This window comes from Romboutsia sp. LXY-2 (assembly GCF_056171995.1).
Map to the genome: position 1 here is coordinate 124,890 of NZ_JBKFGI010000004.1, position 17,049 is coordinate 141,938.

Annotated in this window: 15 protein-coding genes and 1 pseudogene; 14 read left to right on the top strand and 2 right to left on the bottom strand. The window is 26.5% G+C overall.

All coding sequences use genetic code 11. The features are described from left to right. Positions 1-528 precede the first annotated feature (528 nt). The 12 genes and pseudogenes from pepI to ACI48P_RS08960 all read left to right on the top strand — a co-directional run bounded on the left by pepI (position 529) and on the right by ACI48P_RS08960 (position 13,417). Complete coding sequence (gene pepI, locus ACI48P_RS08905) at positions 529-1,410, top strand: proline iminopeptidase (RefSeq protein WP_475214950.1); 882 nt, start codon at positions 529-531, stop codon at positions 1,408-1,410. Between the two features lie 191 nt (positions 1,411-1,601). Continuing rightward, on the top strand, positions 1,602-2,072 hold the full coding sequence (locus ACI48P_RS08910; protein WP_475214951.1) for a ferritin family protein: 471 nt from the start codon (positions 1,602-1,604) through the stop codon (positions 2,070-2,072). Between the two features lie 259 nt (positions 2,073-2,331). Next, positions 2,332-2,412 (top strand): annotated as a pseudogene (locus tag ACI48P_RS08915) (ABC transporter ATP-binding protein); the annotation flags it as partial. Between the two features lie 273 nt (positions 2,413-2,685). Beyond that, positions 2,686-3,099: a GNAT family N-acetyltransferase gene (locus tag ACI48P_RS08920; RefSeq protein WP_475214952.1), complete on the top strand. Its 414-nt coding sequence runs from the start codon at positions 2,686-2,688 to the stop codon at positions 3,097-3,099. Positions 3,100-3,738: 639 nt separating this feature from the next. Continuing rightward, positions 3,739-3,951, top strand: coding sequence for a hypothetical protein (locus tag ACI48P_RS08925; RefSeq protein ID WP_475214953.1), 213 nt, complete (start codon positions 3,739-3,741; stop codon positions 3,949-3,951). A 218-nt stretch (positions 3,952-4,169) separates the two neighbouring features. Continuing rightward, positions 4,170-6,623 carry an FtsX-like permease family protein gene (locus ACI48P_RS08930; RefSeq protein ID WP_475214954.1) on the top strand — a complete coding sequence of 818 codons (2,454 nt, stop codon included), beginning with the start codon at positions 4,170-4,172 and terminating at the stop codon, positions 6,621-6,623. A gap of 1 nt (position 6,624) precedes the next feature. Beyond that, positions 6,625-7,353 (top strand): ABC transporter ATP-binding protein, encoded by a 729-nt coding sequence (locus ACI48P_RS08935; RefSeq protein ID WP_475214955.1) that lies wholly within the window; start codon positions 6,625-6,627, stop codon positions 7,351-7,353. 176 nt (positions 7,354-7,529) lie between these two features. Next, positions 7,530-8,048, top strand: a complete 519-nt coding sequence (locus ACI48P_RS08940; protein WP_475214956.1) for a sigma-70 family RNA polymerase sigma factor — start codon at positions 7,530-7,532, stop codon at positions 8,046-8,048. A gap of 12 nt (positions 8,049-8,060) precedes the next feature. Further along, entirely contained in the window at positions 8,061-9,203 is a 1,143-nt protein-coding gene (locus ACI48P_RS08945) for a DUF4179 domain-containing protein (protein ID WP_475214957.1), read from the top strand. A gap of 164 nt (positions 9,204-9,367) precedes the next feature. After that, on the top strand, positions 9,368-10,045 hold the full coding sequence (locus ACI48P_RS08950; protein WP_475214958.1) for an ABC transporter ATP-binding protein: 678 nt from the start codon (positions 9,368-9,370) through the stop codon (positions 10,043-10,045). Next, the gene (locus tag ACI48P_RS08955) at positions 10,046-12,640 is read left to right on the top strand and encodes an ABC transporter permease (protein ID WP_475214959.1); all 2,595 of its coding nucleotides are present in this window, start codon (positions 10,046-10,048) and stop codon (positions 12,638-12,640) included. It abuts the gene before it with no gap. Positions 12,641-12,886: 246 nt separating this feature from the next. After that, entirely contained in the window at positions 12,887-13,417 is a 531-nt protein-coding gene (locus tag ACI48P_RS08960; RefSeq protein WP_475214960.1) for a hypothetical protein, read from the top strand. Between the two features lie 127 nt (positions 13,418-13,544). Here the strand turns inward: ACI48P_RS08960 and ACI48P_RS08965 are convergent, their stop codons facing one another. Continuing rightward, on the bottom strand, positions 13,545-13,982 hold the full coding sequence (locus ACI48P_RS08965; protein WP_475214961.1) for a hypothetical protein: 438 nt from the start codon (positions 13,980-13,982) through the stop codon (positions 13,545-13,547). A gap of 166 nt (positions 13,983-14,148) precedes the next feature. On the opposite strand from ACI48P_RS08965, the gene ACI48P_RS08970 reads away from it, so the two are divergent. Next, positions 14,149-14,343 carry a (2Fe-2S)-binding protein gene (locus ACI48P_RS08970; protein WP_475214962.1) on the top strand — a complete coding sequence of 65 codons (195 nt, stop codon included), beginning with the start codon at positions 14,149-14,151 and terminating at the stop codon, positions 14,341-14,343. A 44-nt stretch (positions 14,344-14,387) separates the two neighbouring features. On the opposite strand, the gene ACI48P_RS08975 is transcribed toward ACI48P_RS08970, so the two are convergent. Continuing rightward, positions 14,388-15,527, bottom strand: coding sequence for a PucR family transcriptional regulator (locus tag ACI48P_RS08975; protein ID WP_475214963.1), 1,140 nt, complete (start codon positions 15,525-15,527; stop codon positions 14,388-14,390). Positions 15,528-15,723: 196 nt separating this feature from the next. On the opposite strand from ACI48P_RS08975, the gene ACI48P_RS08980 reads away from it, so the two are divergent. Further along, on the top strand, positions 15,724-17,049 hold the full coding sequence (locus tag ACI48P_RS08980) for a glycine/sarcosine/betaine reductase component B subunit (RefSeq protein ID WP_475214964.1): 1,326 nt from the start codon (positions 15,724-15,726) through the stop codon (positions 17,047-17,049).

The following is a 17,049-nucleotide window of genomic DNA, read 5'->3' on the forward strand; positions in this document are numbered from 1 at the left end:
TATCTAAATACTTTTTTAGAATATATTTAAAAATTCTTACCAGATATAAATAACTATTCCCTCCATATTAATAAATACATCTATTAACTAGATGCAAGTCCAAATTAAGCTTCCTAATCTTAACGGTTAGGTGGTTTCTTTTTGTTAATAAAGAAATAAATAGAGTAAGTTCTTCACGCTTATATCTTAGCAAAAACATACATAAAATAATACGAAAAAATAATTCCTAGTAGATATTAATATGTTTTTACTAATTAGCCAATGAAAATTCGATAAATATGATTTAACATTATTCTTGGAATCTTAGGGATAGTATAAATAAACTATCTAAAAATATTAACGGTATTGTTTATTAATGGATTTTAAAGGAAAATAAGGGGGAGTTTTCTATGAGATTTTTAAGATTTATGTTATACTGTTTATGTAGTATAAAAAAATATACATATATATTAAACATATTTGACAAGAAATAAACAATATTAACTAGAAGTTAATATTATTTCTAATGACAAATTGGAGGGGTATAAAATGAAGATAACAGAAGGATATATGCCATTTGAAGGATTTCAAACTTATTACCGTATAGTAGGTGAGTCTAAAGAAGGTAAGAAGCCATTAGTACTACTTCACGGGGGACCAGGTTCTACACACAACTATTTTGAAGTATTAGATAAAGTTGCTGAAACTGGTAGACAAGTAATAATGTATGATCAAATAGGATGTGGAAATTCATTTGTTGAAGGACATCCAGAACTATTTAATGCTGATACATGGATAAAAGAACTTATAGAACTAAGAAAGCATCTTGGTCTTGATGAAGTGCATCTTTTAGGTCAATCTTGGGGAGGTATGCAAGCTATATGGTATGCTTTAGAATATAAACCTGAAGGTATAAAGTCTTATATTTTATCTTCTACACTTTCTTCTGCAAAACTTTGGGAACAAGAGCAAAAAAGAAGAATATCTTATATGAATGAAGAAGATCAAAAGGCTTTACTTGGTGCAGAAAAAACAGGAGATTATTCTAGCCAAGAATATGGTGATGCATTAGGTAGATTTATGGATATGTACTGTGCAGGTGCGGTTACAGAAAATGATCCTGAATGTTTAAGACGACCTAAAAAATCAGGAAGTGAAGCATATGTAGTTGGATGGGGACATAATGAGTTTTCTCCTACAGGAACTTTAGCTGGATATGAGTTTACAGATAGATTACATGAAATAACAGAGCCATGTTTAATAACAAGTGGAGCTATAGATTTATCTTCACCATTTATATCAAAGACAATGTATGATAGAATTCCTAACAGCCAGTGGGAATTATTCCAATATTCAAGACATATGCCTTTTGTTGAAGAGACTGAAAAGTATATTGAGGTATTAAATAATTGGTTAGATAAAAACGATTAATGATTAAACCTGTTGGACAGTAATATGTTCTACAGTTTTTTTACTTGTAAGAGAATGATTACTATAAATTAGTCTTTTGTCGTAGAAAAGTAGAATATTAGATTTAAGTCTATTTAATATAAAAGTATGTAACAAAATTTGTTAAAACTTAGTAATATATAATGAAGTATATATTATTAGGGAGGACAGATATGTTTAATTACAACTATAATTACCCAACACCTCAGGGGTTTATTAATTCAGTTAATCTTATAGAACAATCCGTTGAAGGGGAAAAATACGACGCATTATTTTATGAATGGTTAATAAATAATATTCCAACAGAAGGGTTAAAATCTGAACAAGTAAAAAGCATAAAAGACACTATAATATCTATCAAAGAGGATGAAATGTCTCACAATAAAGCTTTTAAGAAAATGTATAAAAGACTGACAGGAAAAGAGGCTACTCCAGAAAATAAGGAATTTGTAGCTCCAGCTAGTTTTATAGATGGAATAATTATGGCTTTAAATGGCGAATTAAATGCAGTAAAAAGATATCGTGAAATAATGGAAGGTATGCCTAATATAGCTTATAGAGATATGGTATTTAATATATTAAGCGATGAGTTAAGACATGGAAGTTTGTACAATTATATATATACAACAGTTTTAAATGATTAAGATAAAACAACTGATATCTTTATAAAAAGTTAGCAGTAATAATAGTTTTATTTTAATATTGAAATATAAATTAGAGTAATTAAAAAGCAAAATGCTAGGTTTTAATAACGTTAAAACCTAGCATTTTATTATTTTAAATGCTATTTTAAAGTTAATTAAATATGACTTATATAATTTATTACTCCATAGGTTTATAGATGATTGCTATAATTAAACTAGAGCTTTAGTAATTATTACAGAATAGAAAGATATTAGGATTAGAGTTGCAATAGCAAGAGCATTAGCTAATAAGCCTGAAATAATATTTGCAGATGAGCCAAATGGAAATTTAGATAATAAATAGTATATACAAAAGTAATAATTAGCAATCTTAATATTAAGAAGTTAATGTAGGTAAAGATACTCATATTTTTTATATAAATACAATAGTATTAGTAGAAGACTATAAATGTTAGAAATTAATACAAAAAGATTAAAAATAATAGCATTAAATAAACATAATCTAGAACTTTCTATAACAAATTTTAATGAAATGGAGAGGGTATTGTAAGTCATAAAATGTAAAGAAGAAATTTGTAAGTGTTTAATCTTTATAAAAGAGAGGAAAATTTATATGGAGTTTAAAGTTACTGACAAAATTACAAAAGAGGATGAAGATACTATTTTAAAAGAGTTAATAGATTACAATCTAGAAAGAATAGAAGATAAAAATCCAAGGGATTTAGGAATTTATTTACAAGATGAATCAGGTAAAATAGTTGCTGGTCTAATTGGAAACACACATGGTAATTGGTTATTCATAAAGTTTTTATGGGTAAGTGAAGAATTGAGAGGTAAAAATATAGGAAGTAATATTTTAATACAGGCAGAAAAAACAGCAAAAGAACGAGGTTGCAAGTACTCATTTTTAGATACCTTTAGCTTTCAAGCACCTGTATTTTATAAAAAGCATGGATATAAGGAAGTTTTTACATTAGAAAATTATCCTATAGTAGGAAAGAGGCATTATTTCACAAAAACTTTTTAAAATTTAGATAGAGGATTGATAGAGTTAGGTTAGTCAACTTAGTCAGCTAGTAAAAGAGAAGTATTTGAAGAAACTGGTGTAATAGTATAATACTTAAAGCTAATCGGTATATTTTCAGGGAAGAAAGATAATTATATAAAATTAAAAAGTGCTGAAAGATAATAGTAACTGAATTCTTAGAATTTGAAAACTAAGGCTCAAGGGGGAAATTATGAAGATATTGTTAAATGGCATATATTTATATGGAATATTTGTAGTAGCTATAATCTGTATCGCCGTTATGATGTCTAAAGAAAAATAATAACTTAACTTTTTTTGTAATTTAAATGGTTTACTTAGAAAAAAATTTTTATAAAACATTAATAATAGCAGGTGAAATGAGTATGTTTGCATATCAAATAGTAAAAAATATTGATACTAGTAAAAAGAATATAAACTTATAGTGTAAAGAAGGTTAATAGTTTATAATTTATTATATAACATAAAAATACTATTATAAAAAATAAAGGAAGTGTATAAATGATTGTAAACATAAGTAATCCTGCTAAGGATGAATTAAATAAAATGTTTGATGCTTATAACATTAGTAACAAATCTATTAGAATATATATGAAAGAAATAAGTGCTTGATATGGTCCAATGTTTAGTTTGGCTCTGGATGAGGCAACAGATAATGATGTAACTTATGAATCTGATGATTATACTATTATTTTAAACAAAGATTTATCTGACAAAATAAATGTAATTAACATTTACTACAAATCAGCTTTATCTTCAGATATATTTAGAGTATCTACAGATTTAGTTTGGAAAGAAGAATATTATGGTCTACCTTGGGCAAAACCTTGGTAGCAAAAAAAGGTTGTCTTTATTGACAGCCTTTTTTGTATTTCTTAAATATAAAAAAAGAACTTCATATTTAAGAAATATTAGTGAAATTATATACTTTACTAGACTTTTACTACAAGATTTTCTACAATTCTATTGTATAGGTAAAAAAAGGAAACAAAGGGGGAGTGAAGCTAAATTACTATTACACAACAAATATATATAAAAGAAGGTAGAAAATTATGAACATGAAAAAATTATTCAATATAATATTTTTATGTGGAATTTTTTTATGGATAATTCCATCAGCAAGTTTTACTAATGTAGATAAAAAATTAGTAATATTCTACACAGGGTTTAACTTAATAATTTCTGTATTATATTTATTAGAATTTTTAAAGGTAATTAAAAATAAAAGAAATATGCTGTATGAGTCTATATTAGTATATTTATCATTTGTAGGGAGTTTAGTAGCGCATGTGGTAACCTATGTAATATTACTTGTTTATGGTTATGAGTCAAATTTTGTAATTATACCATGGGTACTTATTCTTAGGGGGCTAGTTGCTTTTTCAGTATTTCTTTTCCAGCATATTTATTATGAAGATGGAAGTTTAGTTAAAGAGACTGATAATGATGAAGAAATTTTTGAAGATAATGTTAAATTTGTAGAATTAGAAGATGAAATTAAAACTGATAGTGAAATAAAAATTAAAAAAAATAATAAGTGGGTTTATAAGATTTTATTAAGGGATTTTAAAGCTCATATTAAAAATTATATAGTTTTTATAATAAGTGCAGTATTAACGGTAACATATGTTTATGGTTTTTTAGGAAACCTTTTCGTAGTTCATAGTATCCAACAAACACATACTTTAAACCTTGGTGAAGGAATTACGGTTGTAGTACTTAACGCCTTAGTAGTTATTACAATTGTAAATATTTTAATTCAATTTTATGCGTTAAAAAACTACATTCAAAATAGAATGAATGACTTTAAGACATTAGTTCTTTTGGGGATGAAGAAAAGAGAAATATACAAAAGTATGGGATTTATATTAGGAATAAGCTTATTTATTTCTTATTTTATTGGTGCTATCTTAGGAAACATTATGATTATTATATTTAGGAAAGTATATAGTATTTATCTAGAAAACCTAATAATTCCTATGCCTAATATTATAATGATAACTATTATATCTTTTGTTTTATGTGTATTAGTTTTAGGTTTTATAATGGCAATAGTTCAAGAAATGGCTATTGAAACTAGTATGTTAAATATTTCAAATTCTGATATGGAAGAAAAAACTCCTAAGGCAAATAAGCTATTTTTACTATTACCAATTACTATTATATTTTTACTATTATTATACTCAGATCCTCATAGAGCAGAATCCATATATATAATTTATCCTTGGATTTTAGTAGCGATGGTAACAATATATTATGGAGCAGGTTATATAATTAGAAAGATAAAAAGCAAAAGAACACATTATCTAAACAACATTTTAACTTATAACCTTATAATGTATAAACCTAAAAGTTATTTAAAAAACTCATTAGTGTTATATTCACTAATATTTGTAATGTTTTTAACTTATATTTTCCAAATAGCAACTTTATTTCCTTTAGATACAGAAGGGCTTTATCCTTATGATTATATATGCTTAGCATATGATAAGGATAAAAGTGAGCTTGAAAATTTAGAAGAAAAATTTGATGTTGATAGTAAACTATATGAAGTATTAAGAGTAACAGTACCTGGAGGTGAAGATGGAGGATATGGTTATCATTATAAAACATTACCTATAGGTCATCATCTTGGAATTTCAGAAAGTACTTATAAAGAATTGACTGGAGAAACACTTAATTTAAAGAATAAAGATATATATATTTTATATCAAGAAGATAAATCAAATAAGGCTCACCCACTAGATTTTTATGTAAAAAGATCAAAGCCAAGTATTAGAATAGGTGAACCTAGGCTGTATGGACCAGGGGAGAGAAAAATTATTTTTGATTTTGATTATAATTTGGTTGGCGAAAAAAGAGAAATACTATTAGGACGATTATCTAATATAATGTATGAAAATATAGTAGTATTCTCAGATGAATACTTTAGTAATGAACATAAAAATACAGATGGTATAAAGTGGTTAATGACTGTAAATAGTAATACTAATAATGACGAAAAATTAGATGCTTATTTTGATAATTACTTAGAAACACATAATGATGAAAAAATAGTAGATGGGCATGTACAGTCTGTATATATTGGTAAAGATTTAGAAGAAGCTTTCCAAGGAGAGAAGATCTTTACTTTGATTATTAATATTTCTGTTTTAATTACCTTTGCTATTGCAAGTATAATTATAGTATTTGTTCACGTTTTTGGAAATATAGATTACTACAAAAATCGTTATGAGTTATTAGGATTTTTAGGAGAAAAGAAAAAGAAATCTGATTCTATAATAAAGAAAGAAGTAAGAACTTTTGTTACTGTACCATGTGCATTAGCAATATTAACATCACTAGTATTTATAATAATGAATATTTCAATGCGTGGATTTAATTATGTTGAGATTATTACATGTGCTAAAGTATATATAATTATTACATTAGTATTTTTAATATTATTAAGTATTTCAACTTTTACAATATCTCGTTTATTAATTAAGCAGATTGGGGGTAAGTAATATGGAAATTTTAAAAGTAGTGGACTTAAAAAAATCCTATGGAGAAGTTGAGGTTTTAAAAGGGATAACTTTTAGTGTTAATCAAGGTGAACGTATAGCTATAATGGGGAATTCTGGTTGTGGAAAAACTACTCTATTAAAAATAATTGGTTTAATAGAAGAAGCAAGTGAAGGTAATGTTTATTATAAGGGGCAAAACCAAGAAGAAATGTACAGTGACGAAGTTTCAGATATAAGGCTTAAGGATATAGGTTTTGTATTTCAAGAATTTCGCTTACTAGATAGCCTTACTGTACAAGAAAATATAATGCTTCCTATGATAATAGATAGAGAAGAAGAAGAGACTATGTTTGAAAAATGTAACTACTATTCAGAAAAAGTAGGTATAAAACATATACTAAATAAAAAGCCATCAAAAATATCAGGTGGAGAAAAACAAAGAACAGCAATATGCAGAGCTTTAATAAATGAACCAAGTGTTATATTTGCGGATGAGCCAACAGGAAATCTAGATTCAAAAACAGGAAAGATGATAGTAGATATTTTAGTTAATGCAAATGTTGAGCTTAATAAAACATTAATAATGGTAACACATGATCCACTTATAGCTAGTTATTGTAATAGAATAATATGGTTAAAGGATGGATTAATAGCAGAAGAAATAAGAAGCGATAATAGTGAAAAGCTATATATAGAAATAATCGAAAAGATGAAAAAGCTATATAAATAAAATTATAATTATACAGAAGTATTTGATTATATGGTAAATAAAGGGCAACTAATCTAGATTATAAATATCTAATTAGTTGCTTTTTAAAATTTATAAAAAAATTTTATATAATTGCCAGTTTTTTGTGCTAAAATTCGTATTAACTGTTGTAAAAGCTTTTACAGGGAGGTATAAATTTGAAAGATAAAATCATAGTAAAATATATTAAAAAGTGTAATCCAAAGGGGATGGAGTTATTAATAGATAATTATAACGGATTATTAACCTCCATAATTAGAACACATCTTAACCCACTACAAAATTATGAAGAAGAATGTATAAGTGATGTATTATTACTTATTTGGGAAAATATAGAAGGGTTTAATTCTAAGGAAAGCTCCTTTAAAAACTGGATTTGTGCAATAGCTAAGTATAAAGCAATAGATTATAAAAGGAAGTATATTCACAAAGTAAATCTTGAGTTAGACAATGATTTATTTTATGTAGATGAAAACTTAGCAAAACTTGAGATCGAAGAAGAGATTAATGAAATGTTAAGCTTTCTTAATGATAAAGATAAGGAACTTTTCACTAGATACTATTTAAATGGAGACAAGTTAGAAGAAATAGCTAGTGATAACAATACCAATGTAACTAACTTACATAGTAGGCTTTCTAGAGGAAGAAAAAAGATTAGAAATAGTATTTTAAAATAGGAGAGTGAGATTATGATAGATAAGTTTAAAGTTTTTAATAAAGTAAAAATAGATACAGATAAGTATAAAGAAATAAATAATGATAATGATGAAGATCTAAAAATAAAAATGAAAGAACGATTATATTCTTCTGAGCGAATGAAGAATAAAAGAAAGAAAAGAAATGTTATAATTACAACTGCTGCATCTATAAGTGTAATAATGTTAGGGGTAGGAATTATGAACCCTTCTTTAGCTGACAATATAATAAAAAATATATCAGAGTTTCAAAGTATGCTAGATAAAATAAATGAGTCAATAAAAGAGGATACTCAAGCAGAATATAACCCCAAAAATTATCCTGAAAGGGAAGAAGAAAAAGAAGAGATTAAAAAGAATAAATTAATAGCAACGCCTATAAATGTATCTAGTAAGAGTAATGGTCTTGAGATTACTATAGATAAGGCAATGTATGATAAAAAGAAGCTATACTTAGATATGACATTAAAAACTGACAAGCCTTTTGAGGATACAGACTTTATAAATGCTGTTTCAGACTCTCCATATGGTGATGGTCAGAAAAATATGTACATAGAGGATTTAAAGCTTCTTATTAATGGAGTAGAGCCAATTAGTTATGGATACGGGCCGGGAGTGGTTGAATTTGTTGATGAGCATACTGTAAACTTAAGTTATTTATTAGAGTTGAATGTAGATAATGATATTGAAGAAGCTAACTTTAATATAGGATTTAGTATACCAAGATATAAAAATCAAGTGTTCAAAGGAAAAATTGATGGAGAATGGTATTTTAATTTTGATATAGCTGCAATGGATGATGGTAAGAAGCATTTTGATATTAATAAAAAAGATGGAGATTATACTTTGTTAAGTATAGATGTTACTAATACTTATGTTGAGGTATTTATGGAGCTTCCTGTTAAGCCTTCTTTAGGTAATCCTCATAATAATTTTATTATTGTTAAAGATGATAAAGGTAGGGAGCTAAGAATGTCTACTGGTATAGATGGTAGTGATGGAATTAGTAACCAAATATATGAACTAGAGAGTATTGGACAAGAGATTAAGTATGTCGATATCTTTGTAATTGAAAGTTATATGGATATTGAAGATACTTCTAAGTATTTATCAAGTTTTAGAGTAAATATAGAATAAGATATAATTAATTAAAAAATTAGCTATATATGGTGAGGGTTAGATAAAATATCTAACTCTTTTTTTATACAACTAATGTGACTAAACTGTCACAATATTATTCACATTGTAGTCACATTACTAACCTAGAATAAGAGTATAAACTATTCAATATGGAGGGAATTATGGAAATCGTAAAAGTAAAAAATCTATGCAAAAGCTATGGAAAAGATGAGACAAAAGTAGATGCTCTAAAAAACATAGACCTAACAATAAATAAAGGTGAATTTGTAGCAATAGTTGGACCTAGTGGAAGTGGAAAAAGTACTCTTCTACACTTACTAGGAGGTGTAGATTCTCCAACAAGCGGTGAAGTTTACATTAACGATATAAATATATACAATCTAAAAATAAAGGATCTAGCAATATTTAGAAGAAGAAATGTAGGGATTGTATATCAGTTTTATAATTTAATACCTGTATTAAGTGTAAAAGAGAATATACTACTTCCAGCAGAACTAGATGGTAGAAAAATAGAAAAAGAATATCTAGATGACCTACTAAATACATTAGGTCTAAAAGAAAGAGAAGACCATCTTCCAAATGAGTTAAGTGGAGGTCAACAACAAAGGACTTCTATAGGTAGATCACTAATAAATAGACCTGCGATAGTACTTGCTGATGAACCTACAGGAAATTTAGATAGTAAAAACTCAAAGGAAATAATTGAGCTTTTAAAATTATCAGTAAAGAAGTATAACCAAACATTAATAATGATAACTCACGATGAAAACATTGCAAGTCAAGCTGACAGAGTTATTACAATAAAAGATGGAATGATTAAAAGTGATGAGGTGATATAAATGAATTTATACACATCTTTAACACTTAAATATCTTAAGGAAAATAAAAGAAGAACAATAATAACTATTATAGGTGTAATATTATCAACGGCACTTATTTGTGGTATAGGAAACATATTTGAAAGCTTAATGGACTCTCAAATAAGAGAAACAGCTAAGCGTAAAGGTAGTTACCATGTATCTTTCAATTATGTTGAAAAAGAAAACTTAAAATATATTGAACAAAATGCTGACGTAAAAGAAAGCGGATTAAGTAGTTTGTTAGGAAGTGCTATGATAGATAAAGAAAATGGCAAGCTCCTAACAGTAAAAGAATATGATGAAAATGCTTTTAAAGGTTTTTTAATAGAATTAAAAGAAGGTAGATTACCTACTAATAATAGTGAAATAGTTTTAAGTGAAGATAGTTTAGTAAACTTTGAAAAAGATATTAAAATAGGGGACACTATAAAATTAGACATAGGTGATAGAACTTTTCCAGATGGACAGATAGTTAATGGAGCAAGTGTAGAAGAAGATGAAACTATTAAAAATACAAAAGAATATGCTTTTAAAGTAGTTGGGATAGCTAAAAAGCCAGGATTTGAATATGGTAAAAGTGTTACTACTGGATTCACTTATCTTAATATAAATGATAAGTTACCTTTTGACACTGTAAACATTGGATGTATTATGAAAGACCCTAAGACAGTTTATAATAATTCATCAAAAATTGCTGGGTCTGCAAAAGTTAAAAATATAGAATCAAATATTGAAACAGAACCTGGAATATATTATAACAATCACTTACTAAACTTAATTGGTGGAAGTAAATATAAACATATTAGCTCTTCAATAATATCTATTATAACTTTAGTTACTTCAATAGTAGTAATATGTACTATATCTACTATTTACAATACTTTTAGTATATCAATAGTTGAGCGTAAAAAGCAGTTTGGTGTACTAAGCTCAATAGGAGCAACTAAAAGCCAAATAATTAAAATGGTTGTAACTGAAGGGGTAATAGTTAGTTTAATAGGTGTTCCTATAGGATTATTATGTGGTACCGTTGCCATAGATGTACTTTTTAAAGTAATAAAAAAATTCTTTGAAAATTCATTTATTGCAGACTTAAACCTTCAAGTAATATATTCTCCTAAAATTATAATACTTAGTACAATAATAGTATTATTTACAATATTTATTGCAGTAATGATACCTGCTGTAAAAGCAGCAAAAATATCACCTCTTGAGGCAATTAGAAACACTGGTGATTTTAAGTTTAAAAAAGTTAAAGACTCTAAATTAGTTAAAGCTATATTTAAAACAGAAGGTGTACTTGCATATAAAAATATTAAGAGAAATAGAAAAAGATACAGAAGTATAATTCTTTCAATGATAGTTAGTATAGTAATATTTATTTCATTTAGTGGATTTATGAAAGTAATGTTAAAGGCTCAATCAATTAGAAGTGAGGAAATGAACTATAATGTTTATATGTCATCAATCTCAAGTTCTAAAAATAAAAAGTATACTAATATAAGAGATGAAATAAGTAAGTTAGATGGTGTAAATAATTTTGCTGAAGATAGCATGAATTTACCAACATACTTAAGTATTAACATGAAAGACAGTGATTTAAATAATAAACTGAAAAATAATGAAAAGGAATTATTCAAAGATCAGTTTGATGAAGAAAAAATAGGAAATGATTTTGTTTACAATACAAAAAATAACGTAATAAACTTCCCTGGTGAAGAGTTTATAAGTAGTATTACTCTTAATGAAGGTAATTTTAATAAAGATGATGCAATAAAAGATAATGGAGTGATATTAATAAATAAGATTTCATATTCAGCTCCTGGGAAAAAGGGAGAAGCAACTCTAACAAAATATAAAGTTGGAGATATAATTAAAGTTAGTGTTGAAAATAGCTTTGGAGAAAAAATAGGTGACTATAATCTTAAGATAATGGGAATAACTGATGAAAAACTTTTAGGTTATGGTTCATATAGACAATGGGGATTAGATTTTATAACATACGATGAGGTTGCTAAAAATATAGGAGTTGAGCTTGAAAAGGATACATTATATATTGATGTAGATAACGAAACTTCAATACAAAAAATCGAAGAACTTTCTGAGAAATATGAATGGAACTTCTACGATGAAAGAAAAGGTGCTGAAGAATTAAGACAGACATATCTTGTGATGCAAATATTTGTATACGGATTTTTAATAGTAATATCTCTAGTAAGTACAACAAATATTATAAATACAATTAGTACAAATATAAGCTTAAGAAAAAGAGAGTTAGCTATTATTAAATCTATAGGCGTAACTCCACAAGGCTTTAATAGAATGGTTTACTTAGAAAGTATTTTATATGGAACTATTTCTTTATTGTATGGAGTCCCCATAGGTGTAGGAGTAAGTATTCTAATGAATAAAATTGTAGGAGAAGTTATTTCTTTTGGAACAATACTACCTTGGGAAGCTGTTATTGTTTCAATAGTTGCTGTTTATTCTATAACATTATTATCAGCTATGATTCCTATGAAGAAGCTTAATAAAGAAAATATAATAGAAAATATAAGACAAGAAAGTATTTAATATAAATTATTATTTAAAAATAACTTTTAGAATCAAATGTTAAATATAACATTATTCACATTATATAGTACTGTAAAAGCCTAAAACTAAACTGTTTTAGGCTTTTTAATATGTTACATGAGTTATACATAAATAGTGAACTGGTAAAATTATTTCATTATACAATAAATATGACAAAAAACTACAAAATAATTCATAAATGTGATAAAATTATACTCTATGCTTAAAAACGAAAGGATGTATAATATGCAAGCCATAAGAATAAAACCAGAAGAATTTAAATTAACTAATTTTATAGAATATATAAGTGATAACCAAGAAGAATTACTTTATGAATATCCAAAAGAAATATCAAGAGTAAGTTTAGTAGATAAAGATTACTTAGATGTAATATTATTTGATGAAGATTATGAAGACGTAAATAGTCCAGAGGACTATGCTAATTTATTGTTAGATGAAGAATACGGATTATTATTAACTATAGGTAAAACAAATGAAAATTTAGATAAATTAGATTTTATAAATGGAAAAAAATATAGTTTAAGTCATTATGCTGATGATATTTATCAAGACAATGTTTTAAAGGATATTGGTGACTTGATGTTAGATATGAGTCACTTAGTAAGTATACTTATTGATATAGATGACTCGGAAATAGTTATATCCCTAGTTAACTTTGAACATGGTGGACAAATATCCCAACCAAGATTACTAGAAGTTGATGAAAGTGGAGACTTTGAAGATATTGTCAAGGCATTAGTTCAAAATTTTATGTAAGAGTTTAGAGAAATCATATAATTAAAGAAATAGAAAATAGTTGTTTAGTTTAGAAAATATTGTTAAACACTTTGAAACCTTAAATCCACGTCAGAAATGACGTGGATTTTTATAATGTAATAATATATTACTTTAGACCTAAATAATGAAGCATATCAGTAATCCCATACATTTCATCATACTTAGAATAATAATCCTTAAATACATCATCTATGCTAGAGTCTTTATATACTTCAAATTCTACTCCTTTGTATTCTGCTTTAATACATTTTACAGAAGTGGTATCAAAGTAATTTTTTAGTCTTTTTATGTAATCTTTAATATCTTCATCAGGTAAAACTGAAAGGTCTTCAATATTTTTTGCAAGTATGAAAGCCGAATCATTTACTTCATCTAAAGATATATTTTCCATTAATTGATTTTTTAAAAGCTCTAATTTTTCAGGGGCTAAATCTAAATCATCTAAGTCTTGGCCATTTAAAAGTTCTTGTATTTTATCTAATATCATAGCATCATTAAATGCAAATTTATTAGAGTTGTTGTTTTTTGATAATTCATTTTTCATTTAAAATCTCCTAATTATAAGTAATTATTTTTATTATATCAAAAACTTATAATTTAAATAAGATTATAGTAAAAAATAACTAAAACTTAGTATTATATATTATAAGTTTAAAAGTATATTTACTTGGTATATATATAAATATTACTAGCAATAGGAGGTACTATATATGAGTAATGATAACAGAGTATGTGGTTGCTTTAATGTAACAGTTGAAGATATAGTAAAAGCAAAAGAAAAGGGATGTAGAAGTGTAGGAGAAATAGTAAAAGAAACTCATGCTGGACAAGCTTGTGGAAGATGCAAACCTAAGGCAGAGTTAACTATTTTAAAGGTACTTTTAAACAGATTATATATAAAATAAGGTATTTACTTAATAAAAGTTAATAAATAAATATAAAAAGGATATTAATTAATATCCTTTTTATATATTTTATGTAATTTTACAGCCAATGATATCCTTTCATAAAACTCCACTAAATTATCATCTAAATTTAGTATAGCTTTAATTTTTAAAATTCTATATCTTATTGTATTTTCATGTTGGAATAAAATATTAGAACAGGATTTATAATCACTACCACATTCTATAAAGGTAATTAATGTATGCAATAAATCTTTTTTGTACTTAAGATCATATGCAATAATAGGGTCTATGGTGTCATGATAAAAGTTTTTTGCTTCAGAAGTGTGCTTAAAAGCATGCAATAAAGGCATAATACCAAGATTATTATAATATACAACATCTTCATTAGTAAAATTAATTGAAGTTGCGCAAATTACTGCTTGATTAATAGCATCTTTAGCATCTACAAGATTTTTAAAATTATTACTAACCCCTATAATACAATCTTTTGAGTTGTTTCTTATAGTTTCTATAAAATAAGAAAGTAAAGAATCTATATTAGTAGAATTGGTATCAAAATAACTTAATATAAAAATATATCCATTTTTATATGGAATACATATATTTTCTTTATTTATATTCAGTATTGATAATAAATTATTATTTATCTCTTTAGCATGAAAATATAATACCGTTGTATAATCATAAAAATGTGGATTTATAGAGTTAAGAATTTTCTTTGTTTCTATTAAACTATTAGAATTAATTAAATCAGCAAGTAATAATTCATGCATCTGAAAATCTTTATTTTTATATATAAGGTAGGAAATATCTCTTATAATATCCCCATAAGATACACTATAATCCATAGTTATTACTGGGAAATTAATTTTATTACAATGATGAATCAAATCCTGAGTAAAAAAATCTAAATATTCGTTAGTTATACATAAACCACTACTATTACAAGACTTTAAAAAGTTAATAGCATAAATTGAATACTCAAGGCTTTCTTTAAAAGCAAAAAAATTAGTAATAAAAAAATCCCCCTCTTTTAATACTAATCTATCTCTTTGTTCATGAATAGGACAATCAAATACTGAAACTCTGTTTATAGTATTGTTTAATCCATTTTTGCCAGCTATTAAGTTACTATCTTTAAAAATATCAAGCTTCAATATATCTCTTACTAATATTCCCATTAGAAATTCCCCCATAGTATTTTGTTTATTTTTATTTTAACAAAAAAAGGTAATTAAAAAAAGTGTTTATAAAAATTTTAAAAGTCTGATTAAATGTTTGTAAATTTTACAAATATATCTTCTTCTTAAAAAAGTAAAATTATATTAAGAAACAACAAATTGTAACAAATAAGAAAAAATCATGGAGGGGAATATTGTGAAATTAGAGTTTGGGAACTTTTATGTTAAGGACATTGTATTTGGTAAAGAAACATCTTTTAATAATGGGATACTTACCATAGATAAAGAAGATGTATTAAATTTTGTAAAATCAGATCAAAGAATAACTGATGCTGATTTACATATTGTAAATCCAGGAGATATGGTTAGATTATGTCCAGTTAAAGAGGCTATAGAGCCAAGAATAAAGTTAGATAAGAATAGTTTATTCCCAGGATATATTGGAGATATAGCACAGTGTGGTGAAGGAACTACTTATGCACTTAAAGATTGTAGTGTGTTAGTTGTTGGAAAGCACTGGGGAGGCTTCCAAGATGGACTTATAGACATGGGTGGGGAAGGAGCAGATTATACTTACTTCTCAAAACTTAAAAATGTAGTTTTAGTTGCTGATACAAACGAAGATTTTGAGAAAAAGGAACAACAAAAGAAAAATGATGCATTAAGAAAAGCAGGACATAAAATGGCAGAGTATATAGCTGAATGTCTAAGAGATTTACAACCTGATGAAGTGGAAACTTTTGAACTTGAGCCTATAACAAAGAGAAGTGAAGAAGTAAATAGTCTTCCAAGTGTGGTATTAGTATTACAAGGGCAATCTCAAATGGAAGAGATGGGATATAACGACTTAGTATATGGTTGGGATATGAATCATTTTGTTCCAACTCTAATGCATCCAAATGAAATACTAGATGGAGCTTTAATTTCTGGAAGCTTCATGCCATGTTCATCAAAATGGTCTACTTATGATATGCAAAATGCACCAATAATAAAAAGAATTTATAATGAACACGGAAAAAGTTTAAATTTCTTAGGTGTAATATTATCAAACTTAAATGTTGCCTTAGAACAAAAAGAAAGATCAGCTTTATTTGTTGCTCAAATAGCAAAATCTTTAGGAGCAGATGGAGCTATAGTTGCTGAAGAAGGATATGGTAATCCAGATGCTGACTTTGTTGGATGTGTAGTAGCTTTAGAAAATGCAGGAGTTAAGGTAGTAGGTTTAACAAATGAATGTACAGGAAGAGATGGAAATTCACAACCACTTGTTACTCTTGATGAAAAATTAGATGCAGTAGTTTCTTGTGGTAATGTATCAGAGCTTATAGAGCTTTCGGCAATGGATGTAGTACTTGGAGAATTAAAAGCATTAAGTAGAGATGGTCTTTCTGGTGGATGGTCAAATGATGAGATACTAGGACCTTCAGTTAGAGAAGATGGATCAATTATTATGGAAAATAACTCAATGTTCTGTGGAGACCAAGTATTAGGATGGTCAACAAAGACAATGAAGGAATTCTAG